Raw genomic sequence first — 26,350 nt, 5'->3', positions numbered from 1 at the left:
CCGCCCCGCCACCATGGACGCCGTGCGCGACGCCCTGCGCGCCATCGCCGCCGGCGCCACCCCGGCGCCGCCCCCCGCTGCTCGGGTTCGGACGCCCGGCCGCGTCCTCGCCCTGGTCCGCCGCCACGGGCGCGCCCTCGCCGCCGCCGGGGTGGCGGGCGTTGTGCTGACGGCCGGTCTGGCGCTGGAGTGGCCCGCCGTGCGGGATCGTATGGCGGGACACGCCCCGGAGGCCAGCCTCCAGTCCATGATCGATACCGCCATGGACCGCCTTTACCATTTCGAAGACAAGGGCGCCATCGACGCGGCGGTCACCGGCTTCCAGAAGGTGCTGGCGCGTGACCCCACCAATGCCGCCGCGACGGCGGGACTGAGTTTGGCGCTGTTACAGCGTTATATGGATCAGCAGCCAGATCCCGTGGTTTTGCAACAGGCGGATGCTGCTGCTCGTCTGGCCTTGTCATTGGATGACCAATTGGCCCTGGCTCATGTAGCCATGGGATGGGTTGACGTGAACAACAACAAAATTGATGAAGCGGATAGTGAATTTAGAGAATCAATTAACTTGGACAGTAACAATGTCCTGGCAATTAAGGGAAGGGTGCAAATTCTTTTAAAGAGAAACATGGTTGCTGACGCCATTATGGCGCTCAAGTCCGGCATAGAACAGCATCCAGATTTTAGATCTTTTTACGACCATCTCGGAATGATCTATTTCAATCAAGCAAAATATGCTCAAGCTGAGGAGATGTTTAAGAAAAGCGTGGAGTTGGCACCGGACAGTGCCTATGGCTATGCCAATCTCAGCGCGGCGCTGCATATGCAAGGGCGTACGGTGGAGGCAATCCAGACCGTACAGCGCGGGCTGCGCATCCGGCCCTTGCCGCAGTTGTACAATAACCTGGGCACATACCTCTATTTTTTGGGTCAATATCCCCAAGCAGCGGAGGCATTCGAGCGTCTTACGCGGGTGGATGGCTATAGCCAGCATTATCTCACCTGGGGCAATTTGGGCGATGCTTATCGCTGGACTCCAGGCAAGACGGCAGAAGCGCGGGACGCCTATCGTGTGGCGCTGCGCCATCTTAATTCCCGATTAGCTAGTGCTCCCCAGGATCCGGCCCTCAATGGCAAGGTCGCGGTCTATCGCGCGAAATTAGGGGAGGAGGCATCTACCCTAACGGCGCTGGACTTAGCCTTGAGCGGAAATCCAACGCCAAAGATTCTGTTCGATGCCGCTGTCGCCAACGAGGTTCTCGGAAGACGTGACCAGGCGCTGGACTTACTGGCCCAGGCGCGGGCGGCGGGCTATGCCGCCAGCGAAATCGACCACGAACCGGAACTGGCGCAACTGCGCCTGGACCGTCGCTATCAACTGTCCCTAATCAAGAAGGAGGATGCCGGTGACCAGTGAGAATAATACTACTTCAAATATTTATTCCATGCAGTTGCATTTCGACGTGCGGCAGATCAGCACGGCCCTGTGCTTCAACCTACTAAAAGCTGATGGAAGTGCCGCTATCCAGAAGTCTGGGTTGGCCGCCGGCGGATATTCATTGAGCCGCGGTGACGGTATTAACATCCTCATCAGCGCGAGCTTCAACAAAGACGCGGTCCCCGGTATACACATTGAGGGTTTGACCTTGGTGTCACTCCCGGCCTGGTACATCGAGCACTGCCCGGTGTCGGTGCTGGATGAGGTCTACCTGTCTCCGTATGATCAAAATTTCGCAACGCGCCGTGTTGACCAGTGGCAGCCTACTGCCCCCCCCGCAGGCGTCCTCTCGTTCGCGGATGACTCAACCGGGCAATTGTACTTCAAGCCTGGCAGCTCGACCGTCCAGATTGGCGATATCGCAGGTGGCGCCGATCTGCCCATTCTTGCAAAGTCTGGCCTTTGGCAGATCATGGGCTTCCTCTCGGTGGTCGTGACAACCAAGGAAGGGGTGACACACCGGGTTTATACCTTCGATCCCGACGTAATGGTCGGACCTGGGGGCCTCCCCCCGTTACCAATGTTACCTACTAAGGGCTGAATTAGATAAACTGCACCGTTTATCACTGGAAAGGAACATTTTTTCTATGTAGCATGGTAATGAATTCATTGGCCGGGCGCAAATTGCGCCCGGCTTAATTGTATCTCATTAGATACAAAAATATCCATCTGTGCTTTATGCTATTTTTGCGCTATTCATGAACGTCATAAGCTCGTGCCAATTTATGCTATAGGCCTTACCGGCATTGATTTATTATTCGATGATTATCGCTTCCTAGGGGAACTCGTGGGATTTCATTGTCGCACCGCCGCGCGATATCCCCACAATCTGCAATTCCATTGCGGCACTTGACATCGGCCGCTACCGCTTACCTACCCGCGCCCCACCCTTGAGAATTTTCAAAGATTCACAGCACCAGAAGTCCATTGCCGCATTAAATCCCACGTCATTTAATGGGGATTAGTGATCTTTGATCACCGAAATTTCCCTGTGAAATGAGGTGCGGCTTTGTCCCTGGTCCTTGACGACCCCCAGGCCCCGGCGCTGTCCGGGGCCGCGCGGCCCGCCGGCGCGCCCGCCACTGCGCCCATCGGCGTCCCCTTGGCCCGGCGCCTGCTGTCCCATCTCGGCAATTCCCGCTGGACCGTGCCCCTGGCCCTGGTGCTGGCGTGGGAGGTGGGGTCGCGGGTGGGGCTGGTGCCGGCCCGGGTGCTGGCCGCCCCCAGCGCGGTGCTGGTCACCTTCTGGACCTTGCTGGTGTCGGGGGAACTGCCGTCCAACCTGTTGGTGTCGCTGGCCCGCGTGGTCACGGGGCTGGGCATCGGCGTTGCCGTGGGCACGGTGCTGGCCGTGGTCGCCGGCCTGTTCCGCCGGGGGAGACGCTGGTCGACCCCCTGATGCAGATGCTGCGCACCTTACCCTTCCTGGCGCTGGTGCCGCTGTTCATCGTCTGGTTCGGCATTGGGGAGGTGCCCAAGGTGGCGCTGATCGCCCTCGGCGCCGCCTTCCCCACCTATCTCACCCTGTTCTCCGGCATCCGCGCCATCGAGGCCAAGCTGGTGGAGGCGGGGCGCAGCTTCGGCCTGTCGCGGCTGGAGTTGATCACCAACGTCGTGCTGCCCGGCGCCACCCCGTCCTTCCTGGTGGGCCTGCGCTATGCCCTCGGGCACGCCTGGCTCAGCCTGGTGGTGGCGGAGCAGATCAACGCCTCCGCCGGGCTCGGCTACCTTATCAACAACGCCCGCGACTTCATGCGCACCGACATCATCGTCGTCTGCCTGGGCGTCTATGCCGTCCTCGGTCTTGGCACCGACTTCCTCGTCCGCTTGCTGGAACGCCGCCTGCTGGCCTGGCGTCCCACCTTCCTGGAGCGCTGACCCATGGCTTCCCCCACCGCCCCCATCGCCGCGCCGTCCCCCGCGCCGTGCTCTCCATCGGAACCCGCCGCCGTCCGGGTGCGCGGCTTCACCCGCCGCTTCGGCGACGTCACCGTGCTGCGCGACCTGGACCTGGACATCGCCCCGGGTGAGTTCGTGGCCCTGCTGGGCCGCAGCGGCTCGGGCAAGACCACCCTGCTGCGCACCCTGGCCGGCCTGGACGCCGCCCCGGCGGAGCAGGTGTCCACCCCCGGCGCCCGCGCCGTCGTGTTCCAGGAGCCGCGCCTGCTGCCGTGGAAGAAGGTGTGGCGCAACGTCACCCTGGGCCTGAAAAGCGGCCGCAGCCGCCTTCAGGCCACCGCCGCGCTGGAGGAGGTGGGCCTGGGCCATCGGGTGGACGCCTGGCCCGCCACCCTGTCGGGTGGGGAGGCCCAGCGCGCCGCCCTGGCCCGCGCCCTGGTGCGGGAGCCGCAACTGCTGCTGCTGGACGAACCCTTCGCGGCGCTGGACGCCCTGACCCGCCTGCGCATGCACCAGCTGGTGCTGTCGCTGTGGCGGGCGCATCGGCCGGCCGTGCTGCTGGTCACCCACGACGTGGATGAGGCGATCGCCCTGGCCGACCGCATCCTGGTGCTGGCCGACGGCCGCCTGGCGGTGGAGGAGAAGGTGACCCTGGCCCGCCCGCGGGAGGCGGGGCCGGAGTTCCAGGCCCTGCGCCGCCGCCTGCTGGGCCATCTGGGGGTGGAGCAGCCGGGGCCGCGCGACACGGCGCCGCTGAGCTTCGTCCCGCCGTCCCCCCGGCCGGCGGCATCCGCGCCCCCTGGAACCGGCCGTCCGCCGCCGTTAATGGTCATAACGGCCACAACGGCCATGGGGGCGGCTTCACCAACGGCGCCCGCGCCGGCGCCCAGCTGGGCGGGGGGCTGTCATGACGGCGGCCCTGCGCCGGGTGGCGGCGGACCAGGACGGGCTGGACGGGGCGGCGTTGGACGGCCTTTTGGCCGGGCTGACCGCCGAGTTCGCCGCCGGGGCGGCCGCGCATGACCGCGACGGCAGCTTCCCCTTCGAGAATTTCCACAGCCTGCACGCCCAGGGGCTGCTGGCCCTGACGGTGCCGCCCGCCCTGGGCGGGGCCGGGGCGGACCTGGCCACCACGCTGAAGGTGGTGCGCGCGGTGGCCAAGGGCGACCCCGCCACGGCCCTGGTGCTGGTGATGCAGTACCTGTTCCACGCCTCGGCCGACCTGCGCGCCATGCCCGACGCGGTCTATGCCCGGGTGGCGCGGGACGCGGTGGAGAAGGGCGCGCTGATCAACGCCCTGCGGGTGGAGCCCGATCTGGGCACGCCGGCGCGCGGCGGCCTGCCGGCCACGGTGGCGCGGCGCACGGCGGACGGCTGGTCCATCAGCGGGCACAAGCTCTATTCCACCGGCATCCCGGCGCTGACCTGGCTGCTGGTCTGGGCCCGCACCGATGAGCCGCAGCCGCGTGTCGGCGGCTTCCTGGTGCATCGCGACAGCCCCGGCATCCGCGTGGTCGAGACCTGGGACCATCTGGGCCTGCGCGCCAGCGGCAGCCACGACGTGATCCTGGAAGACGTGCCCACGCCGCTGGACCACGCCCTGGACCTGCGGGCGCCCGGGGTGGCCGGGCCGCGCGACGCGCTGTTCGGCGCCTGGGCCGCCGTCCTGACCGCCGGCATCTATGACGCGGTGGCGGAGGCGGCGCGCGACTGGCTGATCGCCTTCGCCCGCCAGCGGGTGCCCAGCAACCTGGGGGCCGCCCTATCCACCCTGCCGCGCTTCCAGGAGGCGGTGGGCGCCATCGACGGTCTGCTGCTGTCCAACCGTGCCCTGCTGGCCGCCGCCACGCGCGGGGAAACCAGCGCGGTGGAGGCCGGCCTGGTCAAGCATCTGGTGACGGAGAACGCCATCCAGGCGGTGGAGACGGCGGTGCGCCTGACCGGCAACCCCGGCACCACCCGCCACAACCCGCTGGAGCGGCATTACCGCGACGTGCTGTGCGGCCGCATCCATACCCCCCAGGCCGATGTGGTGCTGGTCGGCGCCGGCCGCGCCGCCTTCGCCGCTGCCACCCCCTCCTGAAGACTCCCCTCTTTAAAGGGTTCCCCCATGTCCAACACCTTGCAGTTCATCGGCTTCATCGGGTCGCAGGATGGGTCCGAGACCCGGCCCGGCAGCGGCCCCATCATCGACCGCGACTACATCGGCACCGTGGCGCGGGCCCAGGAATACGCCGGCTTCGACCGCGTGCTGATCGCGCACTCCAGCGCCTCGCCCGATGGCTTCCAGATCGCGGCCTACGCCGTGCAGCAGACGGAGCGGCTGAAGATCCTGTTGGCCCACCGTCCCGGCTTCGTGGCGCCCACCCTGGCCGCCCGGCAACTGGCCTCGCTGGATCATTTCAGCCAGGGCCGCCTGGCCGTGCACATAATCACCGGCGGGTCGGATGAGGAGCAGCAGCGCGACGGCGACTTCCTGAACAAGACGGAACGCTACGCCCGCACGGACGACTATCTGGAGGTGGTGCGCAAGGTGTGGACCAGCACCGCCCCCTTCGACCATGACGGGCCCTATTACAAGTCGCGCGGCTCGCATTCCTACGTGCGGCCGGTCAACGGCACGCTGCCCATCTATTTCGGCGGGTCCTCAGACGAGGCCATCGCCGTGGCCGGCAAACATGCCGACGTCTACGCCCTGTGGGGCGAGCCGCTGGACGACGTGCGCGACACCATCACCAAGGTGCGCGCCGCCGCCGCCCTGCATGGCCGCCAGGACCATGTCCAGTTCAGCCTGTCGCTGCGCCCCATCCTGGGCCGTACGGAGGAAGAGGCCTGGGCCAAGGCCGAGCGCATCCTGGAACAGGCCAAGCACCTGCGCGCCACGCAGTCGACCTTCCGGCCGGTGCGCGCGGGAGAGCCGCAGAACGTGGGCTCGCAGCGCCTGCTGGCGGCCGCCGCGGCCGGCAAGGTGCGGGACAAGCGCCTGTGGACGGAGATCGCCGCCCTGACCGGCGCCCAGGGCAACTCCACCAGCCTGGTGGGCACGCCGGAGCAGGTCACGGAATCGCTGCTGGATTACTATGATCTCGGCGTCCGCACCTTCCTCATCCGGGGCTTCGACCCGCTGGTGGACGCCATCGAGTATGGCCGCGACCTCATTCCCCTGGTGCGCCAGGCGGTGGCCGCGAGGGAGGCTGGCCAGGGGGCGACTGCGGCGGTGGCGGCCGAATGAGCCCCATCCGCGTAGTCAGCCAACTGACCGAGCCCATCAATGCCGAGGTGGCGCGGCGGGTCAGCGCCGCGACGGGGGAGGGGGCGGTCGAGCTGATCACCCTGCCCCGGGGGTGCCGGCCGAGTGGCCGCGCGACGCCGATGTCTTCGTGGCCGCGCCCTTCCGCCGTGCTGGTGGCGACCTGCCGGCCCAGCCGCCGGGCTGGCCCTTCAACCTGCGCTGGGTGCAGCTCGTTTCTGTCGGCATCGACTTCTATCCCGACTGGCTGTTCGACGGGCCGGTGGTGACGGCGGCCAAGCGCACCTCCGCCACCGCCCTGGCCGAGTTCTCGCTGGCCGCCATCTTCGCCGCCGCCAAGCGCTTCCCCGAGATTCTGGGTCAGCCGGGCGGCTGACTGGAATCCGACACCCCTTGGGCTGGTGGAGGGCGCCACCCTGGGCGTCGTCGGCTTCGGCGGCATTGGCCAGGCCCTTGCGCCCAAGGCCCTGGCCCTGGGCATGACGGTGCTGGCCACACGGCGCGGGGCCGGCGATCTCGGCGTGCCGGGCGTGGAGCGGGTGGACGATGTCGTCGAATTGTTCGCCCGCGCCGACCATGTGGTGCTGGCCGCACCCGCGACGGCGGAAACCCACCATCTGGTGAACGCCCGCGTGCTGGCCGCCGCCAAGCCCGGCCTGCATCTGGTCAACGTGGCGCGCGGCGCGCTGATCGACGACCAGGCACTGCTGGCCGCGCTGGCGGAGGGGCGGGTGTCGCTGGCCACCCTGGACGTGACGCATCCGGAACCCTTGCCGGATGGCCACCCGTACTACAGCCACCCCCGCGTGCGCCTGTCGCCGCACACCTCCGTCTACACGCCGGACACCCACGCCAACCTGGCGTCCCAGTTGGCCCATAATCTGATCCGTTTCCGCCGCGGGGAACCGCTGGAAGACGTGGTCGATCTGGCGCGTGGCTACTGAAGGATAAGGAAAGATCGAACCCATGATGCTGATATCGCGCCGGTCCGCCCTGCGGGGGCTGGCGGCGGGGGCCTTGGGCCTGGGCGCCCTGAACCTGGGTGCCTGTGGCCGCAAGAAGGACGCGGACCTGGCCGGCCTCACCCTGCGCGCGGCGACATACCGGGGCAATCCGGACTCCTTCTTCGAGCAGGCGGGCGTGGCCGACACGCCCTACACCCTGGAAACGGCCCAGTTCGCCGGTGGCAACCTGATCGCGGAGGCGATCAACGCCCATTCCCTGGACGTGGGCGGTATGAGCGAGATCCCGCCCATCTTCATCGCCGCCGCCAACCCCCTGGTACGCATCATCGCCGTGTTGCAGGGCGACGTGAACAACCAGGTGGTGCTGGTGCCCAAGGACAGCCCGCTGCGGACCACGGCGGACCTGAAGGGCAAGCGCGTGGGCTATGTCCGCGCCACCACCACGCAATACATGCTGCTGAAGATCCTGAAGGAACAGGGGCTGACCTTCGCCGACATCACCCCCGTGGCGCTGTCGCCGCAGGACGGCTTGGCGGCCTTCAACCAGGGCAGCCTGGACGCCTGGGTCATTTATGGCGTGGTGGTGCAACTGGCCCGAGAGGGTGGGGCGCGGGTGCTGACCACCGGCCTGAACCGTCTGTCCGGCAACTATCTGGTGGCGGCCTCCAAGGACGCCCTGGCCGATCCGCTGAAGCGGCGCGCCATCACCGATTACCTGCAGCGCTACGCCAAGACCCTGGCCTGGATCGAGGCCGATTACACCCGCTGGGCTCGCCTTCGGGCGCAACTGACCAACATCCCCGAGGCCGCCTACATCCAGGAATACCGGGAGCGCAGCGCCGCCTATCGCCTGCTGCCTGTCAGCGACGCGGCCATCGCCTCGCAACAGGACGTGGCCGATACCTTCGCCGCCGCCGGCGTCATTCCCGCCCCGGTGGACGTGCGCCCGCTGTGGGACGACAGCCTGCATGAGGTGTTGGCGAAACTTTAAGGGCGCCTGATTGCGGGGTGTTAGGATCTGCGGTATTTTGCGAGGGCGCCGGGGGGAGCTGCTACTCCCCCCGGCGCCCTTCACCTCCCCAGTTTCAGCTCAACGGCCATGCCGAGGAACCGGAAGCGGAGATGAAGGAAGAAGGATCGGATGAGCATCCAATTTCCTTTCTTCCTGTGGCGGGGAGGCGGCCCATCCGCCCCCTGACCACGGGAAGATATTCATCGAAAACCCGGAGCGCCCACAACCCATAGGTTGCTCTTCCGGCATCTGGCATTGGGTGCGGATTTTTCCACCGCCATGTCACACGGCCGTGAAGCCATCTCGTCTTTGGGTCATGCGATGACGCATGATCTGATGGAGATGACGATGAGCACCCATACCCCCCGCCTCACTGACGCGTTCAAGCTGGCGCCCGAGACCATCAAGGGCCTGCTGGCGGCCAGCACCGCCCTCAAGGCCGGCGGGCTGGAGCCGGCGCTGCTGGAACTGGTGAAGATCCGTGCGTCGCAGATCAACGGCTGCGCCTTCTGCCTGCACATGCACGTCACCGACGCCCGCAAGATGGGGGAGACGGAGATGCGCCTGCATTTGCTGAACGCCTGGCGGGATTCCTCGCTGTACACTGACCGGGAGCGCGCCGCCCTGGCCTGGACGGAAGCCTTGACCCGCGTGGCTGACACCGGCGCGCCGGATGAGGACTACGCCCTGGTGCAGGCCAACTTCACGGAGGTGGAGCAGGTGCATCTGAGCTTGGCCATCGGCCTCATCAACCTGTGGAACCGCCTGCAGGTGGGCTTCCGCGCCGCCCACCCGCCGGTCGTCCATAGCGCCGCGACGGCCGCGTGATGGAGGCGGGGGACGCCACCGCGATCTTCCAGGCGCAGCGGCCCCGGCTGGTGCGCCTGGCCTACCGCATGCTGGGCTCCCTGGCGGAGGCGGAGGACGTGGTGCAGGACGCCTACCTGCGCTGGCGCCAGGCGGACCAGGCCACGGTGGCGGTCCCCGCCGCCTTCCTGTCGCGCATCGTCACCCGCCTGTGCCTGGACACGCTGAAGTCGGCCCGGGTGCGGCGGGAGACGTATGTCGGCGCCTGGCTGCCGGAACCCCTGGCCGGCAGTGACGAGGACGCGGGCGAGGATGACCTGACCCTGACGTTGATGTTGGCGCTGGAACGGCTGTCGCCGCTGGAGCGGGCGGCCTTCCTGCTGCACGACGTGTTCGGTGTGGCGTTGGATGAGGTGGCGGGTACCCTGCACCGCGATGCCGCCGCCGTGCGCCAGCTGGCCGTGCGCGCGCGCCGCCATGTGCAGGAGGCCCGTCCCCGCTATCCCGTCGCGCCGGAGGAGGGGGAGCGCATCGCCCGGGCCTTCTATGCCGCCTCCCACCTGGGCGATGTGGACACCCTGCGCGGCCTGCTGGCGCAGGAGGTGGTGCTGCGGGCCGATGGCGGCGGCAAGGTGCATGCCTTCCGCAACCCCATCGTCGGGGTGGAGCGTATGGTCCGCCTGTTCGCCAGCCTGTATGCCAAGGGGGAGTTCCAGGCGGCCGTCTTCATCCGCCCCCTGCGCGTCGACGGCCTGCCCGGCTATGCCAGTCTGGAGCGGGGCGTGATGCTGCAGACCACCGCGTTCGAGATCGAGGACGGCCGCATCACCGCCATCTACATCACCCGCAACCCCGACAAGCTGTCCCGGGTCGCGCAGGCGCTGGGGGTGGCCGTCGGCAACTCATGACAGGGTGCCCCCGGCGCAGGCTTGCCCGACCTGCGTTGGATTGTGAAGGTTGGCATTTGACCCGCCGTGCGCTTGCGTCTTGTTGGCTTCCGCTGCATCCTCCCGTCGCAAAGCCAGGGGAGATTTGCACCATGACCCATCGCATCTTGATTGTCGGCCAGGATCCCGACACCGTTGACTACACGGCACCGGGGATCATCCCGGGCATGACCGCCGACAAGGTTCGGGCAGGCGTGACCGCGTCCAAGCTGTCGCTGGAGGGCCAGGGCTACATCTGCGACAACCTGTATGTTCAGCCCGCCCCCGCCGTGGCGGAGGCGGAAGTCGCCGCCGCCTTGTCCCGTGCGACCTATGACGTGGTGGTGATCGGCGCCGGCATCCGTAATCCGCCGGCGAACCTGATCCTGCTGGAAACAGTGCTGAACACCATTCATCGCGCCGCCCCCCAGACCCGTATCGCCTTCAACACCCGGCCGGATGATACCGACGCGGCGGCGGCGCGGTGGCTTGGGCGATAGGACCTGCCCGATTTCGCGGGGCCAATTTCGCAGCGTGGTCGCGTCGCGGGTCAGGACAATTCACAGTCGATTGACGGTCAATCACTGATCACATAAGCAAATCTCGTTTTTATGAAACTGTGAAATACGCCAAACGAGTGCTTCCCCATTCGTTTCGCGGAGCGCTGTTTCATGGTTCGGGTCCCGTCCTCCCCCATCGCCGTTTCTTCCTTGCTGCTGGGGACCGCCCTGTGCGCGCTGACGGTTTCCGCCTGGGCGCAGACCGTGCCACCGGCCCCGGCCTCCGTGACTGAGGCCGCGCCGGACCTGGAGGCCAGCGGCGGCATCGCCGACATCGTGGTGACGGCGGAAAAGCGCCAGACCCGCCTGCAGGAAACGCCCATCGCGCTGACCGCCTACACCGCCGACACTCTTCAGGACCAGCACATCAGCACGGTGCGCGACCTGGCGGGCCTGGTGCCCGGCCTGACCGTGCCGCGCGGCGGCATCACGCCGACGACGCAGCTGTTCTTCCTGCGGGGTATTGGTGAGACCGACCCCATCTTCGACCCCGCCATCGCCCAGTATGTGGATGACGTCTACATCCCGCGCTCCATCGCCGCGTCGCCCCTGCTGGCGGAGTTGGAGCGGGTGGAGGTGCTGCGCGGGCCGCAGGGCACGCTCTATGGCCGCAACACCAGCGCCGGCGCCATCCGCTACATCACCCGCGACCCGAACGACGAGGTGCGGTTGTCGGTGGATGCCGGCGTCGGCACCTGGGGCGCGTTTGAGAGCCATGGCTACGTCTCCGGCCCCCTGATCGCCAACAAGCTGTACGCCAGCCTGGCCTATGGACATGAGCAGCACGACGGCTATACCCACGATCCCACCATCAACAAGGACGTGAACGACCTGAACGTGGACAGCGCGCGGGCCAAGCTGAAGCTGCAGGCCACCGAAGACCTGGACATCCAACTGACCCTGGATGCCAAGCGCGACCGCTCCACCACCGCCTATTACACGCCCAAGAACCAGCCGGGCGGCGGTTTCGACCCCTCGCTGTCGTTCGCGGAGCCGCAGCCGCAGAACAACTCCAACTCCGGCGGGGCGGCGCTGCGCATCACCCAGGCCTTGGGCGATAAATTCACGCTCAAGTCGGTCACCGCCTATCGCCTGTTCGGCCAGGCGCCCGTCACCTACGACAATGACGGCGAGGCGGCGGTGAAGCAGGTGAACTTCATCCGCTATTACGAGAATGAGCTGACGCAGGAGTTCCAGGCCAACGGCAGCTGGGGCCCGCTGGACTTCACCAGCGGCCTGTTCTACCTGCACGAAAACTTCTCCAGCGACCGCAACGGCTTCAGCTATCCCAGCCTGGCCAACCCGCCGCAGGACCAGGTGGGCAACACCAAGACCGACAGCTACGCGGCCTACGGCCAGGGTGACTACCACGTCACCGACAAGCTGACCGGCACGGTCGGCCTGCGCTACACCATCGAAAGCCGCGACTTCACCTATCGGCAGTTCGACGACACCTTGACGGGCACGCGCATCACCGACGCCTCCGGCAACCCCATCGTGCCGGCCACCGCCACCAACAAGGCCGGCGCCTTCCAGACCAAGTCGGATGCCACCTGGTACTCCCTGACGCCCAAGTTCGCCGCCTCCTATCAATGGACGCCGGATCTCTTGACCTATGCCAGCTACTCCAAGGGCTTCAAGGCCGGCGGCTTCGATAATCGCGCCAGCGCGTTGATCAATGCCCAGCTGCCCTATCAGCCGGAAAAGGTCGAGACGTATGAAGTGGGCGTGAAAAGCCAGTGGTGGGAGCGGCGGCTGCTGGTCAACCTGGCGCTCTACTACAACGACTACACCAACTTGCAGGCGACGGCGACCGATCCCGCCACCCTGCGCTCCCGCCGCCTGAACGCGGCGTCGGCCTATACCGAGGGGTTTGAGCTGGAAACCACCATTCAGCCGTTCGAGGGCCTGCGCTGGGACAACTCCGCCAGCTATACGCTGGCGCTGTACGACCAGTTCCCGAACTACGCCGGCATCGGCACCAGCGCCAGCGGCAACCGTTTGCCCTATGCCCCGCGCTGGACCTTCCGTACGGCCCCCACCTACACCCTGCCGTTGGCGGTGCCGGGCCAGGCCCAGGTGGGCGTGGACGCCCAGTTCCAGACCCTGTCCTACGCCGACGTGGCCAATTCCTGGCAGGTCACCATCCCGGCGCAGTGGAACGTCAACCTGTTCGCCAAATACACGACGGAGGACGAACGCTGGACCTTCTCCGCCACCGTGCGCAACCTGTCCGACCGCCGCCTGCCCCAGGGCGGCAGCTACTCCGCCTCCGCCGCCGGCACGGTGTGGACCTTCGTGGAAAGCCCGCCGCGCACGGTGTTCTTCAAGGTCGGGTATAAGCTGTGATGCACCGGTCTGCTAAGCTTTCCACCTACGGACCATCGGGCCTCAAGACCACCTTCAGGAAAACTCGATTTCCCTGGCCCGGATCCAGCCCCTAGGGTTGCTGTCCACCCACCCATTGATGCCACCAGGCGGAGGGACAAGATGAGCGAGACCACCAATCCCGAGGCGCCGGCGCGGCTGCGTACCTTCATCGGGCGGCTGGACGCCCTGGTGCACCAGCACTTGCCCGAGGGCGCCTTGCTGGACCAGGCGCGCGACGCGTTGGCGGAGCTGGTGGCCCAGGATGACTGGCTGCCGGCCGCCTATGCCGAGCCCGATCCGGTGCGGTATCGCCAGTTCCTACTCTATGCCGACCCCGACGGGCGCTATTCCGTCGTCAGCTTCGTCTGGGGGCCGGGGCAGGAGACGCCGGTGCATGACCATACCGTCTGGGGACTGGTCGGCGTCCTGCGGGGGGCTGAGTATTCCCAGCGCTTCGTCGTGGGATCGCGCGATGAGCTGGTGGCCGTCGGCCCCAAGCAGCGCTTGGAGGTGGGGGAGGTGGAGACGCTGTCGCCCCAGGCGGGTGATATCCACCGCGTCACCAACGCCCATCTGGACCGCACCTCGGTCAGTATCCATGTCTATGGCGCCGATATCGGGCAGGTGCGGCGCTGGGTCTATCCGGCGCAAGGGCCGCGCAAGCCCTTCATCTCCGGCTACAGCAACGCCGGCGCCACGCCCGCCTTCACCATTACTCGTACGCCGTCCCTGGAGCACGCCTGATGTCCTTCCCCACCGTCTCCGCGGCGCAAGTCCGCCTCCATCTCATCGCCCGGCGCGAACTGGCCCTGCTGGACGTGCGGGAGGAGGACCCCTACGCCCACGCCCACCCGCTGTTCGCCGCCAACCTGCCCTTGTCGCGGCTGGAGCTGGAAGTGTTGGACCGTGTGCCCCGGCGCGATACCGCCATCGTGCTGTATGACAATGGCGAGGGGCTGGCGGAACGGGCTGCGGCTAGGCTGGCGGACCTGGGGTACACCAACGTGCGCTTGCTGGCGGGTGGCCTGGAAGGCTGGCGCGCCGCCGGCTATGAGGTCTTCCGCGACGTCAACGTGCCGTCCAAGGCCTTCGGCGAGCTGGTGGAGACGGAGGCGCACACGCCCTCGCTGAGCGCGCCGGAGGTCAAGGGCCTGCTGGATGAGCAGGCTGACGTGGTGGTGCTGGACAGCCGGCGGTTCGAGGAATACCGCACCATGAGCATACCCACCGGCACCAGCGTGCCGGGGGCGGAGCTGGTGCTGCGCGCCCGTACCCTGGCGCCCGATCCCGCCACCACCATCATCGTCAATTGCGCCGGCCGCACCCGCAGCCTGATCGGCGCCCAGTCGTTGCGCAACGCCGGGGTGCCCAACCCCGTCTACGCCCTGCGCAACGGCACCATCGGCTGGACCCTGGCCGGCTTCAGCCTTGAGCATGGGCAGGAGCGCCGCTTTGGCGACGTGGACGACACGGCGCGGGAGACGGCCCGCGCGGCCGCCCGCACCGTGGCCTATCGCGCCGGCGTGCGCCGCCTGCCGTACGCGGCGCTTGAGACGCTGGAGGAGCGGGGGCGCACCCTCTATCGCCTGGACGTGCGCACGCCGGAGGAATACCAGGCCGGCCATCTGCCGGGCTTCCGCAGCGCGCCGGGCGGCCAGCTGGTGCAGGAAACCGACCATTCCGCGCCTGTGCGCGGGGCCCGCATCGTCCTGTTCGACACCCTGTCGGTGCGGGCGGACATGAGCGCCTCGTGGCTGGCGCAAATGGGGTGGGAGGTGTTGGTGCTGGACGACGTTCCCGCCACCGCCTTGACCGCCACGGGGGCCTGGCGGCCTTCCTTGCCGCCGCTGCCGGTGGTTGAGGCCATCCCGCCGGCCCATCTGGCGCGGCTGCTGGCGGCCAATCTACCGAATGGGGGCGGCGTCACCCTCCTGGATGTGGGGCCTAGCCCGGCCTATCGGCGGGGCCGCGTCCCCGGCGCCCGGTTCATCATCCGCGCGCGGCTGGCGGTGGACCTGCCGGCGGCGGCGCGCGACCGGACCATCGTCGTGACCTCACCCGACGGTGTCGCCGCCCGCTTCGCCGCCGTCGACATCCAGGCCCTGACCGGCCGGCCGGCGCTGGTGCTGGACGGCGGCACGGCGGCATGGACGGCCGCCGGCCTGCAGCTGGAAACCGGGGAGGGTGCCTACCTCTCCGCCCCCGATGACGTCTACCGCCGCCCCTATGAGGGCACGGACAACGCGGTGGAGGCGATGCAGGCCTACCTGGATTGGGAATACGGCCTGGTGGGGCAATTGCGCCGCGATGGCACCCACGGCTTCTTCGTCATCCCGCCCTCGCGGGATGCCCACGACACGCCACCTTCCCTGTCCCCGCACCTGGCCCATGAGGGGCATGGGCACTGACGGGGCACCGCGCCCCATCACTCCCGGCTGATCGAGACCACGACCTTGCCCTTGGCGCTGCGGTCGGTGAGGGCCGCGTGGGCGTCCGCCACCGTATCCAGGGTATAGGGGCGCGGGTCCAGGCGGGGCAGCAGCTTGCCGGTCTCGACCAGGGTGCTGACCTGCGCCAGGATTTCGCCGTGGTGGGCCCGGCCTACCCCTGTCAGCAGCGGGGCCAGGGTGAAGACGCCGGAATAGGTGGCGCCCTTGAATGACAAGGGGGCCAGGGCGTGGCTGCCCCAGCCCAGCGCGCTGACCACATGGCCGAAGCGGGCCACCGCCTGGAAGGAGGCGTCCAGCACCGCGCCGCCGTTGGTGTCGTACACCAGCTCAAACCCCCTGCCGCCGGTTAGCCGGCCCACATAATCGGCCACCGTTTCGGCAGCGTAATCGATGGCCGTGGCGCCCAGGCTGCGGACGTATTCGGCATCCTCCGCACTGGCGGTGGCATAGACGGTGGCGCCCAGCGCGCGACCGATCTGCACCGCCATGTGGCCGACGCCGCCGGCGCCGCCCTGGACCAGCAGGGTCTGGCCCGGCCCCACCTTGGCACGATCCACCAGCCCTTCCCAGGCCGTGATGGCCACCAGCGGCAGGGCGGCGGCCTCGCGCATCGTCAGGTTGGCCGGCTTCAGCGCCAGCAGATCGGCATCGACCGCGGCATACTGGGCGAGGGAACCCTGAAGCCCGCCCACGCCGCCTGTCATGCCGTAAACCTCGTCACCTGGGCGGAAGGCGGTGACGCCGGGCCCCACCGCCTCGACCACGCCGGCCAGGTCCAGGCCGAGGATGGCCGGCAGCGGGTGGCGGGCATGGGCGGCGGCACCGGCGCGGATCTTGGTGTCCAACGGATTGACCGCGCTGGCTTGGATGCGGACCAGCACCTGGCCTGGGGTCGGCTGGGGGCGGGCGATGTCGGTGATGCGGAAGGGGCCGTCCTGCGTCTCGACGATCGCGGCATTCATGGTGGGGACCATAGTGTTCTGCTCCGGTTCGGGGGCGCCTTCATCGGCGCCCACAAACCTTGCGCCCAACCAAGATGCATGAAAATCTTAAGGCCGGTACGAACACCATGCAGTTTTGTTTGGGTAAATTCATGCGCGTCCTGGAATGGAGTGACCTGCCCATCTTCCTGGCCATCGCGCGGGAAGGTACCTTGGGCGCCGCCGCCCGCAAACTGGGCCAGACGCAGCCGACCATGGGCCGGCGTCTGCGCGCGCTGGAGGAGGCGGTGGGCGCCGCCCTGTTCCAGCGCACCAGCGACGGCTTCGTCCTGACCGATGAGGGACAGGCCATGCTGGGCCCGGCCCTGCGCATGGAGGAGGAGGCGCTGGCCCTGCAGCGCCAACTGGCCGGCAGCGTCGGCGGGCTGGAGGGCATGTTGCGCGTCTCCTGCTCCGACTGGTTCGGGGTGACGATGCTTTCCCCCGTGCTGGCGGAATTCGCCGGCGTGCACCCGGCCGTGGTGGTGGAATTGCTGACCGACCCGCGTCTGTATAGCCTGCCCCGGCGGGAAGCGGATCTGGTGATGCGCATCAAACCGTTTGATGAGCCGGAGGTCATCGCCCGCAAGCTGGTGACCATTCCCTACGGCCTTTATGCCAAGCCGGGTTTGTGGAACCCGGTGGCGGGCGATGGCGCCGGTTGCCGCCTGGTGCTGATGGACACGGCCTTTGGCGGCATGCCCGACGTGGGCTGGGTGACGCGGCTGTTGCCCAAGGCCACCGTGGTATCACGCAGCAACAACCGCGAGGTCCAGGCGCGCCTGTGCGCGCTGGGGGTTGGCTTGGCCGTCCTCCCCGTCCTCTCGGGGACAGCACCTCGGGCATCGCGCGGGTTGATCTGGGGGAGGCGCCGCCCAGCCGTGACACCTGGATCGGCTATCACCGCGACCTGCGGCGATTGCCGCGCCTGCGGGCGCTGGTCGACCTGATCATTCAGCGCCTGGCCAATTGACGGATCAGGCCAGCGCGCTCCATCCCTGCCAGCCGATATAAAGGCCGACCAGGATGATCAACGCGCCCGACGCATAGGGCGCCCGGCGGGCCAGAGTGGTGAAGGCCTCTCCCCAGCGGCGGGAGGCGTGGCGCATGCCCAGCGCCGCCGCCGCACCCACGCTGACCATGGTCAGCGCCAGGCCGATGCTGAAACACAGCACCAGGGCCACGCCCAGGGTCACCTGCTTCAGTTGCAGGCACAGCAGCAGCACGGTGATGGCGGCGGGGCAGGGGATCAGCCCGCCCGTCAGGCCGAACAGGACGATCTGGCCCGTCGTCACCGTGCGGTTGGCGAAGCGGCGTTGGATGTCGGCCGCATGCGCCCGCTCATGGGCGTCCTGATAGCCCGTTTCCCCCAAGGGCAGGCCTTCGGCATGGTGGTTGTGATGGTGGTGGTGATCATGCTCGTGATCATGATGGTGCCCGTGGCCATGGGCGTGCTCATGGTCATGAGCCGCCTCTTCCCGTTGGGCCCGATACGTGCGCCAAAGCATCCACAGGGCGATCAGGATGATCAGGATACCGGACGCGATCTGGAAATAGGGTTCGGTCGTCTCCGCGTTCCAGCTTTGGCCGAAGTGCAGGCCGGCCAGCGCCACCGCCCACACCACCAGGGTATGGGACAGGGTGGCTGACAGGCCCAGCAGCACCGCCTGCCCCACCGTTCCCCGGATGGCGATGATGAAGGCCGCCATCATGGTCTTCGAATGTCCAGGTTCCAGCCCATGCAACGCGCCCAGCAGGATGGCGCTGGGGATGAACAGCCAGGCGTTGCCGGCGCCCTGTTGCAGCAGGTCTGAAAGCGGGGTCATGGGGTGGTCGATCTGGTCAGGGGTTGGCACGGGCGCTGAACCTATCCCCCCCGAGGGGATATTGCAAGACGCGACGGGGGCATGCCCGGTGCCAGTGGAACCCGCCTTTCCATCCACCGTTGTCGTGCCGGTGCCGTCCCGACAGGGGACAGCGATAGGGGATCACAGCGGCCATGGCACACAACACGGGTTCAGGAAGGGCGGAGATGGCGGGCCTGGCGGGGGAGGCCGCAGACTGCCGGCGCTGTGATCTCTACCGCGCCGCCACCCAGGTTGTGTTCGGCGACGGGCCGGTGGATGCCCCGCTGGTTCTGGTGGGGGAACAGCCGGGCGACCAGGAGGACAAGGCCGGGCGCCCCTTTGTGGGCCCCGCCGGGCGCATCCTGGATCAGGCGTTGGCGGAGGCGGGACTGGACCGGAGCCGCCTGTACGTCACCAACGCGGTGAAGCACTTCAAGCATGAGATGCGGGGCAAGCGCCGCATGCACCAGCGACCCAACCAGGGTGAGATTGAGGCATGCCGCTGGTGGCTCAACCGCGAGATCGCCTTGGTTCAGCCGGCCGTCATCGTGGCCCTGGGCGCCACGGCCGCCCGGTCGCTGATGGGCCGCGTGGTGGTCCTGGTGCGGGAAGGCGGGCGCCCGCTCACCTGGGCGGATGGCCGCCCTGGCGTGGCGACCTATCACCCGTCGGCGGTGCTGCGGGCTAGGGATGAGGAGGCCCGCACCCGCACCTTCGCCGTTCTGGTGGCGGCGCTGACCCAGGCGCGGGAGATGGTCGAGCGCCACCTGATAACTATAGGTGAAGGATAAGCGAAGCTTTGACTTATCAATACTTGAATTTCTTTGAGTGTTTCGGAACAAATCGACGGTTTTGAGCCTTTATTATTCATCCGGCGCGAGAACGCGTCGGCGGCCCAGGTTCCGCCAGCGGCGGATGGACCGATCCCGAAGCAGACTAGAAGCAGAATGGAGTGATCCTATGGCTTCCAACACTTCGAACAATACGTCGAACCGAGGGTTCGCCTCGATGGATGATGAAAAGCAGCGCGAAATCGCCTCGAAGGGCGGCTCCAGCGTTCCGGATGAGAAGCGCAGTTTCTCCAAGGACCATGAGCTGGCCGCCGAGGCGGGCCGCAAGGGTGGTCAGGCCTCGGGCGGGAACTTCGCCCATGACCGTGAGCGTGCTTCCGAAGCCGGCCGCAAGGGCGGCCAGCATTAAGGCCGAGTGTTAAGGCATCCAGGGGCCGGATCCGCCGGCGCTTCGGCGCAGAACGGAATCCGGTCCGGAGTTGAGGGGCTGGGCCTGAGGGTCCAGCCCCTTTCTTGTTGGGGAATTGAAATCGAACAGTCTGATATCGACGATGAAAGCGAGCCTTGTTCTTAGCTGTATTCAAAGCATCTAATAACTCGAAATAAAACGGAACCACTATCGATGTCCCGCCTTGTATGCGGACGCTGCCGAAGCCTTAAGGGTCGGTGGCGCGATGCGCAAAGGAGAGAGGACGTCATGACCAAGGACAGCAGCACCAGTGGCCGCGGCTTCGCCTCGATGGACGGCGAGAAGCAGCGCGAGATCGCCAGCAAGGGCGGCTCCAGCGTGCCCGATGAGAAGCGCAGCTTCTCGCAGGATGCCGGCCTTGCCGCCGAGGCGGGCCGCAAGGGTGGACAGAACGTGCCGGATGAGAAGCGCAGCTTTTCCCAGGACCGCGAGCTGGCGGCCGAGGCCGGCCGCAAGGGGGGGCAGGCATCCGGTGGCAACTTCGCCCATGACCGGGCGCGGGCGGCGGAGGCCGGTCGCAAGGGAGGCTCCGCGCACGGCCATCGCTGATCCGGCGCGTCTACCGCCCATGGCCACGCCCGTTCCGCCTGGGGTTGGGCGTGGCCAATGGGCGGCTGGAACCTGGGGACCGGCCAATGGTTCCCACCGCATCCCCCACCTTGATGGAGCGCCACTATGGATGACGCCATTCCCCCGCAGCAGCAGGACCACCAGCCGGGTCGCGAACGCGAGATGACACCGGCGCCGGATTATGCGCCCCGCTTCCCGGGTGCCGGCCGCCTGAAGGGCAAGGCGACCCTTATAACCGGTGGCGACAGCGGCATAGGCCGGGCCGTCGCTGTCTCCATGGCGCGCGAGGGGGCCGACGTCGCCATCGTTTACCTGGATGAGCATGAGGACGCGGCCGACACCGTGGCGCTGATTGAGGCGGAAGGGGCCCGTGGCCTTCGCATCGCCGGTGACGTGGGTGAGGAGGGCTTCTGCCGCGAGGCGGTGGAGAAAGTGGTCTCCACCTTCGGCAAGCTGGACATCCTGGTGAACAACGCGGCGGAGCAGCATACCACCGGCGGCCTGGGTGACCTGACGGCGCAGCAGTTGGAGCGTACCTTCCGCACCAACGTCTTCGGCTATTTCTTCATGTCCAAGATGGCGCTGCAGCACATGCCGCGCGGCGGCGCCATCGTCAACACCACCTCCGTCACCGCGTACAAGGGCAGCCCCCACCTGTTAGATTATTCAGCCACGCGGGGTGCCGTCCTGGCCTTCACCCGGTCCCTGTCCCAGCTTCTGGTGGAGGCGGGCATCCGGGTCAACGCGGTGGCGCCCGGCCCCATCTGGACGCCGCTGATCCCCGCCTCCTTCGCGGCGGACAAGGTGGCGGAACATGGCAAGGACACCCCCATGGGCCGGCCCGGCCAGCCCAATGAGGTCGCCTCCTGCCATGTCTTCCTGGCCAGTGACGAGGCGTCCTACATGACGGGCCAGGTGATGCACCCCAACGGCGGCACCATCGTCAATTCCTGACCCGACGCCCGGATCAGGCCTGGTGGACGTAGCGGCCGGGAGCAGGCAGGTCGGGGGCCGTCGCGTCCGGCACGATGGCCGGTGGCGCCACCTGGGTGCCGTCGCCCTTGGCGACCAGCCATTCCTGCCAGGCCGTCCACCAGGAACCGGGATGGTGCGGCGCCAGCCCCGCCCAGGTGTCGGGGTCGATATACCGCTCATCCGCCGTGCGGGTCAGGGTCTGGTAGCTGCCCCGTTCGCCGCGCGGCGGGTTGACGATGCCCACATTGTGCCCGCCCGACACCAGCGTGAAGGTGACATCGGTGTCGCTGAACAGATTGATCTTGTAGACGGACCGCCAGGGCGCCACATGGTCGCGCACCGTGCCCAGGGCGAAGATGGGCACCTTGATGTCCCGCAGGGCGATGACCCGCCCCTCCACCGCGAAGCGGCCGGCCGACAGGCGGTTTTCCAGGAACAGGCTTCGCAAATATTCGCCGTGCATGCGGGCGGGCATGCGGGTGGAATCCGCATTCCACGCCATGAGATCGCTCATGGGTTCCCGGTCGCCCAGCAGATAGTCGCGAATGACGCGAGACCAGATGAGGTCGTTGGGGCGCAGCAGCTGGAAGGCGCCCGCCATCTGGGCGCCGCTGAGATAGCCCTGGGACCACATCAGGTCGTCCAGCAGGCTGACCTGGCGTTCGTCCACGAACAGCATCAGGTCGCCCGCCTCCGCGAAGTCGGTCTGCGCCGCCAGCAGCGTCAGGCTGGCCAGCCGGTCGTCACCGTCGCGGGCCATGGTGGCGGCGGCGATGGACAGGATGGTCCCGCCCAGGCAATAGCCGCAGGCGTGAACCTTTTGACCAGGCACGGCGCGGTTGACGGCGTCCAGGGCGGCCATGACGCCCAGTTGGCGATAATCGTCCAGGCTGAGGTCCCGGTCATCGGCGTCCGGGTTCTTCCACGACACCATGAAGACGGTGTGGCCCCGGTCCACCAGCCAGCGCACCAGCGAATTCTCCGGCCGCAAATCCAGGATGTAATACTTCATGATCCAGGCCGGCACGATCAGGATGGGCTCCGCCCGCACCGTCGCCGTGGTCGGCGTATACTGGATCACCTCCATCAGGCGGTTGCGGTGGATGACCGTGCCGGGGGTGATGGCCACGTTCCGCCCCACCTGGAACTCCTCCGCCCCCGCCGGGGGGGCCCCCCTCATCAGGCGGCTGGCGTCGTCCATCCAGTTCATGGCGCCGCGCACCAGGTTCCTGCCGCCCTCCTGCATCGTCCGGCTGACGATGACGGGATTCAGCCAGGGCAGGTTGGTGGGGGACAGGACGTCGGCCCATTGGCTGAACAGGAAGCTCAACTCATTTTCATGCTGACGCGCCACGCCGGGCACCCGCCGCGCCCCGTCCAGCAACAGCGCCTCCCCCAGCAGATAAGCTTGGGCCACCGCCACATGCGGCCATTGCGACCAGACGGGATCGACGAAACGGCGGTCGCCCGCGCGGGGGCCCACCAAGGGTGCGGGCTTGCCACCCGCCGCCGCTTCCGCCAGCCAGACGGCGAACCGTCCGGCGGCGTCCGCGGCCGCCAGCGACAGGGCCAGCCGCCGCCCCGGGCTGGCCGTCAGGTGTATGGCCCAGTCGGCCCACGCCTCGGCGATGACGGAGGGGGACAGGCCCTGGGTCAACCGCGCCGCCGCGGCGCGCAACGCCCTATCCAGCGCGTGGAAGTCGGGGTCAGGCGCTGGTGTGGCGGCCGGCGGGACGATGGGGGGTGGGGCGTCGGATGGCGGAACGTCGGGTTGCGGGACGGCGGGAAGGGGGGCGCCTGGGGCCTGCGCGGCCGCCGGCCGGTATCCTGGCCGGCGGCGCGGGCGCGTGCTGGCGGAAGGGTTCGCGAGGGTCATGGCGTCCTCCATTCATCCATCCGTGCCGTGGACTACTGCATATATTTCCCGCCGTTCACCGACAGGGTTTCGCCGGTGATGAAGCCGGCCTCATCGGCGGCCAGGAACACGACGGCGCGGGCGATCTCCTCCGGCAGGGCCAGGCGCTTGGCCGGGATGCCGTCGACGATGGTTTGCAGGATGGGGGCCGGCACCGCCTCGACCATGGTGGTCTTGGTGTACCCCGGCGCCACCGCGTTGACGGTGATGTTGCGCGCCGCGCCTTCCAGGGCCAGCGCCTTGGTGAAACCGATGAGGCCGGCCTTGGCGGCGGCGTAGTTGGTCTGGCCCGCTTGGCCCGACAGCCCGTTGACGGAGCTGATGTTGACGATGCGGCCGAAGCGGCGTTCCCGCATGCTTTCGATCACGGCGCGGCACATGTTGAAGCAGCCGCCCAGATCGACATCGATGACCTGGCGCCATTGCTCCTGCGTCATCTTGTGCAGCATGGCGTCCCGGGTGATGCCGGCGTTGTTGACCAGGATGTCGACCGGGCCGTGTTTGGCCGTGACCTGGGCGATGCCCTCCGCGCAGGCGACGAAGTCGGCCACGTCCCACGCGGCGGTGGCCAGGCCTGTCTCCCGGCGGAAGGCGGCGGCCGTGGCCTCCTCCGACGCAGGATATGTCGCGACCACCGTGTGACCGGCGCCCTTCAGGGCCAGGCTGACCGCCGCCCCTATGCCGGTGATCCCGCCCGTGACCAAAGCGACGCGTGCCATCAGAACCTCCATTTCCATGAGTGCCTGTTGGACCGTAGGAGATCACCGGCGCGCCGCGGCCTTGGTGCGGTGCATCAACAATGGCGTTCGGTGCCCACGGTTTGCGCCGCATCAATGCGGGGGTGGGGGGACCAGGGTTCCCTGGGGGGTGGCCGGCGATCTGGGCGGCCAATAATCTGGGTCCAATAATCTCGGTGTGGGGTGACGTCATGCGCGCCATGGTGTTGGGAACGTCGGGTGCCTTGCAGGAGAGGGAGTTGCCGGACCCGGAGCCGGGCCCCGATCAGGTTCGTATCGCCATCCATGCCTGCGGCGTCTGCCGCACCGACCTGCACGTGATCGACGGCGACCTGCCACCGGGCGGCCTGCCCCGCATACCGGGACATGAGGTCGTGGGCGTTGTGGACCGGCTGGGGCCGGGTGTGTCCGGCCTTGGCGTGGGGCAGAGGGTGGGCGTGGGCTGGCTGGCGCACAGCTGCCGGCATTGCCCCTACTGTTTGTCAGGGCATGAGAACCTGTGCGATGCGCCGGGTTTCACCGGCTATACCCGCGATGGCGGCTTCGCCACCCTCATGGTGGCGGAGGCGCGCTACGTCTATCCCCTGGATGGCATCGATCTGGACGACGCCACGGCCGCGCCCCTGCTGTGCGCCGGGCTGATCGGCTGGCGGTCGCTGGTGATGGTGGGACCGCACCGCAAGTTGGGCATTTATGGCTTTGGCGCCGCCGGTCACATCATCCTTCAGGTGGCCCGCTGGCAGGGGGCGGAGGTCTATGTCTTCACCCGGCCCGATGATTTGGCGGCGCAGGAATTCGCCCTGTCCCTGGGCGCGGTCTGGGCCGGCGGGTCGGATGGGCCGGCGCCGGAACCGCTGGACGCCGCCATCCTCTACGCGCCGGTGGGCGCGCTGGTGCCCGCGGCCCTGGCGGCGGTGCGCAAGGGCGGCCGGGTGGTGTGCGCCGGCATCCACATGAGCGACATCCCCGCCTTCCCCTATGACCTGCTGTGGGGGGAGCGGCAGGTGGTGTCCGTGGCCAACCTGACGCGGGACGATGCCCTGGATTTCCTGCGCATCGTGCCCCTGGCCGGCATCCGCCCCCAGGTCACCTCTTATCCCCTGGCCCAGGCCAACCAGGCCATCGCCGACCTGCGCGCCGGGCGCCTCACCGGCGCCGCCGTGCTGGTGCCGTAAGGGCGCCTCCCAAGGGCGCCCATCTCGTCATCGCGCCGCCGCCAGATGCCGGCGGAAGCGCCACAGGCTGAGCAGGAAGAACAGCGACCCCATGGCGGCCACGGCGGCGAAATGGCGCCAGACCAGCGTGATGTCCGCCCCGCGGTAAAGGATGGCCTGGGCGAATGCGACGAACTGGGTGGCGGGCGAGAACTGCATGACCCGCTGCAGCCACAGCGGCATGCTCTCCAGCGGCGTGTTGCCGCCGGACAGAAGGTTCAGCGGCAGGACGATCAGGATGAACAGCAGGCCCAATTGGGGCATGGATCGCGCCACCGTCGCCAGGAAGATGCCCAGCGCCGTGGTGAAGAACAGGTAGACGGCCGTTCCCGCCATGAACAGGGGAATGGACCCGGCCAGATGGATGCCCAGGGCCCAGCGGATGACGACGGCCAGGGACAGGCCCGTCATCGCCAGAACCACCAGGCCGTTGGCCAGCACCTTGGCCCCCATGATCTCCAGCGGCCGGACCGGCATGACCAGCAGGTGTTCCAGCGTGCCATGCTCGCGCTCGCGGATCACGGCGGCGCCGGTCAGCAGCACCGACAGCATGGTGACGTTGAACAGGATGGCCATCATGCCGGTGAAGCGCGTCGTCTCCAGCGTCTGGTTGAAGGCGAAACGCAGCTGGGCGCTGACGGCGTCGGAGGTGGTGGCGGTCTTGTCGCGCGCCAGGAAGCGGCTGACCTCATCGCTCAGCACCGACTGGATCTGCGCGGCGCCGATGCCGGCCTGCATCATGGCGGTGGCGTCCACCAGAATTTGCAGTTCCGCGCCGTGGCCGGCCAGCAGGTCGGACTGGAAATCTGGCGGCACGTCCAGCACGAAGGTATAGCGCGCGTCCGCCATGGCGCGGTCCACCTCCCCCTTGGCGATCAGGGCGGGGGCCTGGAAGTCCGGCGGGCGGAAGGCGGAACGGAAGCGCAGCGACAGCGGCGACTGGTCCTCATCCACGATGGCGATGGAGGCGTTGCGCAATTCGTGGCTGATGCCCGTGGCCTGCAGGTAGATCATGCCGGTGAAGGCGTACAGCACGAAGAACAGCATGAAGCGGTCGCGCAGCAGGCCGGCCAGCTCCTTGCGCGCCAGGGTCAGCAGGTTGCGGAAGGCGGCCATGG

The 26,350-nt window shown here is 67.8% G+C and carries 27 protein-coding genes; 22 read left to right on the top strand and 5 right to left on the bottom strand.

The features are described from left to right. The first annotated feature begins 22 nt into the window (after positions 1-22). The 16 genes from UCD39_RS01285 (at position 23) to UCD39_RS01210 (ending at position 15,692) form a co-directional block, all read left to right on the top strand. A complete protein-coding gene (locus UCD39_RS01285) occupies positions 23-1,414 on the top strand; it encodes a tetratricopeptide repeat protein (RefSeq protein ID WP_442943585.1) in 1,392 nt (463 codons plus the stop codon). Beyond that, positions 1,404-2,036, top strand: coding sequence for a hypothetical protein (locus UCD39_RS01280; protein ID WP_330494334.1), 633 nt, complete (start codon positions 1,404-1,406; stop codon positions 2,034-2,036). The genes UCD39_RS01285 and UCD39_RS01280 overlap by 11 nt, the downstream gene beginning before the upstream one ends. 468 nt (positions 2,037-2,504) lie before the next feature. Continuing rightward, positions 2,505-2,894, top strand: a complete 390-nt coding sequence (locus UCD39_RS01275) for an ABC transporter permease (protein ID WP_330494333.1) — start codon at positions 2,505-2,507, stop codon at positions 2,892-2,894. Beyond that, positions 2,894-3,373 (top strand): ABC transporter permease subunit, encoded by a 480-nt coding sequence (locus UCD39_RS01270; RefSeq protein ID WP_330494332.1) that lies wholly within the window; start codon positions 2,894-2,896, stop codon positions 3,371-3,373. Before UCD39_RS01275 ends, UCD39_RS01270 begins: the two co-directional genes overlap by 1 nt. A gap of 3 nt (positions 3,374-3,376) precedes the next feature. Beyond that, on the top strand, positions 3,377-4,417 hold the full coding sequence (locus UCD39_RS01265) for an ABC transporter ATP-binding protein (RefSeq protein WP_442943536.1): 1,041 nt from the start codon (positions 3,377-3,379) through the stop codon (positions 4,415-4,417). Next, positions 4,302-5,477: an acyl-CoA dehydrogenase family protein gene (locus tag UCD39_RS01260; protein ID WP_330494331.1), complete on the top strand. Its 1,176-nt coding sequence runs from the start codon at positions 4,302-4,304 to the stop codon at positions 5,475-5,477. The genes UCD39_RS01265 and UCD39_RS01260 overlap by 116 nt, the downstream gene beginning before the upstream one ends. Positions 5,478-5,504: 27 nt before the next feature. Beyond that, the gene (locus UCD39_RS01255) at positions 5,505-6,626 is read left to right on the top strand and encodes an LLM class flavin-dependent oxidoreductase (RefSeq protein WP_330494330.1); all 1,122 of its coding nucleotides are present in this window, start codon (positions 5,505-5,507) and stop codon (positions 6,624-6,626) included. 112 nt (positions 6,627-6,738) lie between these two features. Continuing rightward, positions 6,739-7,020, top strand: coding sequence for a Rossmann-fold NAD(P)-binding domain-containing protein (locus tag UCD39_RS01250; protein WP_330494329.1), 282 nt, complete (start codon positions 6,739-6,741; stop codon positions 7,018-7,020). Positions 7,021-7,045: 25 nt separating this feature from the next. Continuing rightward, positions 7,046-7,588, top strand: coding sequence for an NAD(P)-dependent oxidoreductase (locus UCD39_RS01245; protein WP_330494328.1), 543 nt, complete (start codon positions 7,046-7,048; stop codon positions 7,586-7,588). Between the two features lie 22 nt (positions 7,589-7,610). Beyond that, positions 7,611-8,600 (top strand): ABC transporter substrate-binding protein, encoded by a 990-nt coding sequence (locus tag UCD39_RS01240; protein ID WP_330494327.1) that lies wholly within the window; start codon positions 7,611-7,613, stop codon positions 8,598-8,600. A gap of 369 nt (positions 8,601-8,969) precedes the next feature. Further along, complete coding sequence (locus UCD39_RS01235) at positions 8,970-9,449, top strand: carboxymuconolactone decarboxylase family protein (RefSeq protein WP_330494326.1); 480 nt, start codon at positions 8,970-8,972, stop codon at positions 9,447-9,449. Next, positions 9,449-10,336, top strand: a complete 888-nt coding sequence (locus UCD39_RS01230) for a sigma-70 family RNA polymerase sigma factor (protein ID WP_330495470.1) — start codon at positions 9,449-9,451, stop codon at positions 10,334-10,336. Before UCD39_RS01235 ends, UCD39_RS01230 begins: the two co-directional genes overlap by 1 nt. 131 nt (positions 10,337-10,467) lie before the next feature. Continuing rightward, positions 10,468-10,854: a hypothetical protein gene (locus UCD39_RS01225; RefSeq protein ID WP_330494325.1), complete on the top strand. Its 387-nt coding sequence runs from the start codon at positions 10,468-10,470 to the stop codon at positions 10,852-10,854. Between the two features lie 171 nt (positions 10,855-11,025). Further along, positions 11,026-13,263 (top strand): TonB-dependent receptor, encoded by a 2,238-nt coding sequence (locus UCD39_RS01220; protein ID WP_330494324.1) that lies wholly within the window; start codon positions 11,026-11,028, stop codon positions 13,261-13,263. A gap of 141 nt (positions 13,264-13,404) precedes the next feature. After that, positions 13,405-14,028, top strand: a complete 624-nt coding sequence (locus tag UCD39_RS01215) for a cysteine dioxygenase family protein (RefSeq protein WP_330494323.1) — start codon at positions 13,405-13,407, stop codon at positions 14,026-14,028. Continuing rightward, positions 14,028-15,692 carry a rhodanese-like domain-containing protein gene (locus tag UCD39_RS01210; RefSeq protein WP_330494322.1) on the top strand — a complete coding sequence of 555 codons (1,665 nt, stop codon included), beginning with the start codon at positions 14,028-14,030 and terminating at the stop codon, positions 15,690-15,692. The genes UCD39_RS01215 and UCD39_RS01210 overlap by 1 nt, the downstream gene beginning before the upstream one ends. 17 nt (positions 15,693-15,709) lie before the next feature. Here UCD39_RS01210 and UCD39_RS01205 read toward each other — a convergent pair whose 3' ends face one another. Beyond that, the gene (locus tag UCD39_RS01205; protein ID WP_330494321.1) at positions 15,710-16,708 is read right to left on the bottom strand and encodes a zinc-dependent alcohol dehydrogenase family protein; all 999 of its coding nucleotides are present in this window, start codon (positions 16,706-16,708) and stop codon (positions 15,710-15,712) included. A 119-nt stretch (positions 16,709-16,827) separates the two neighbouring features. On the opposite strand from UCD39_RS01205, the gene UCD39_RS01200 reads away from it, so the two are divergent. After that, complete coding sequence (locus UCD39_RS01200; RefSeq protein WP_330494320.1) at positions 16,828-17,664, top strand: LysR family transcriptional regulator; 837 nt, start codon at positions 16,828-16,830, stop codon at positions 17,662-17,664. Between the two features lie 27 nt (positions 17,665-17,691). Here the strand turns inward: UCD39_RS01200 and UCD39_RS01195 are convergent, their stop codons facing one another. Further along, positions 17,692-18,540 carry a nickel/cobalt efflux transporter gene (locus UCD39_RS01195; protein WP_330494319.1) on the bottom strand — a complete coding sequence of 283 codons (849 nt, stop codon included), beginning with the start codon at positions 18,538-18,540 and terminating at the stop codon, positions 17,692-17,694. A gap of 173 nt (positions 18,541-18,713) precedes the next feature. Here UCD39_RS01195 and UCD39_RS01190 point away from each other — a divergent pair, with 173 nt between their 5' ends. The 4 genes from UCD39_RS01190 to UCD39_RS01175 all read left to right on the top strand — a co-directional run bounded on the left by UCD39_RS01190 (position 18,714) and on the right by UCD39_RS01175 (position 21,345). Continuing rightward, complete coding sequence (locus UCD39_RS01190; protein WP_330494318.1) at positions 18,714-19,352, top strand: UdgX family uracil-DNA binding protein; 639 nt, start codon at positions 18,714-18,716, stop codon at positions 19,350-19,352. 169 nt (positions 19,353-19,521) lie between these two features. Next, entirely contained in the window at positions 19,522-19,761 is a 240-nt protein-coding gene (locus tag UCD39_RS01185; RefSeq protein WP_145730516.1) for a con-10 family general stress protein, read from the top strand. A gap of 288 nt (positions 19,762-20,049) precedes the next feature. Next, complete coding sequence (locus UCD39_RS01180) at positions 20,050-20,370, top strand: con-10 family general stress protein (RefSeq protein ID WP_145730518.1); 321 nt, start codon at positions 20,050-20,052, stop codon at positions 20,368-20,370. 126 nt (positions 20,371-20,496) lie between these two features. Next, complete coding sequence (locus UCD39_RS01175; protein ID WP_330494317.1) at positions 20,497-21,345, top strand: SDR family oxidoreductase; 849 nt, start codon at positions 20,497-20,499, stop codon at positions 21,343-21,345. Between the two features lie 13 nt (positions 21,346-21,358). Here UCD39_RS01175 and UCD39_RS01170 read toward each other — a convergent pair whose 3' ends face one another. Both UCD39_RS01170 and phbB read right to left on the bottom strand, forming a co-directional pair. After that, positions 21,359-23,242, bottom strand: coding sequence for a PHA/PHB synthase family protein (locus UCD39_RS01170; protein WP_330494316.1), 1,884 nt, complete (start codon positions 23,240-23,242; stop codon positions 21,359-21,361). A gap of 32 nt (positions 23,243-23,274) precedes the next feature. Beyond that, on the bottom strand, positions 23,275-24,000 hold the full coding sequence (gene phbB, locus UCD39_RS01165) for an acetoacetyl-CoA reductase (RefSeq protein ID WP_330494315.1): 726 nt from the start codon (positions 23,998-24,000) through the stop codon (positions 23,275-23,277). Positions 24,001-24,209: 209 nt separating this feature from the next. On the opposite strand from phbB, the gene UCD39_RS01160 reads away from it, so the two are divergent. Then, positions 24,210-25,193 (top strand): zinc-dependent alcohol dehydrogenase family protein, encoded by a 984-nt coding sequence (locus UCD39_RS01160; protein ID WP_330494314.1) that lies wholly within the window; start codon positions 24,210-24,212, stop codon positions 25,191-25,193. 27 nt (positions 25,194-25,220) lie between these two features. Here the strand turns inward: UCD39_RS01160 and UCD39_RS01155 are convergent, their stop codons facing one another. Continuing rightward, positions 25,221-26,348 carry an ABC transporter permease gene (locus UCD39_RS01155; RefSeq protein WP_330494313.1) on the bottom strand — a complete coding sequence of 376 codons (1,128 nt, stop codon included), beginning with the start codon at positions 26,346-26,348 and terminating at the stop codon, positions 25,221-25,223. Positions 26,349-26,350: the final 2 nt, after the last annotated feature.

The sequence above is a fragment of the Nitrospirillum karajorum genome (assembly GCF_036348415.1).
Classification (GTDB): domain Bacteria; phylum Pseudomonadota; class Alphaproteobacteria; order Azospirillales; family Azospirillaceae; genus Nitrospirillum; species Nitrospirillum amazonense_B.
This window is presented reverse-complemented; position numbering and strand designations above follow the sequence as displayed.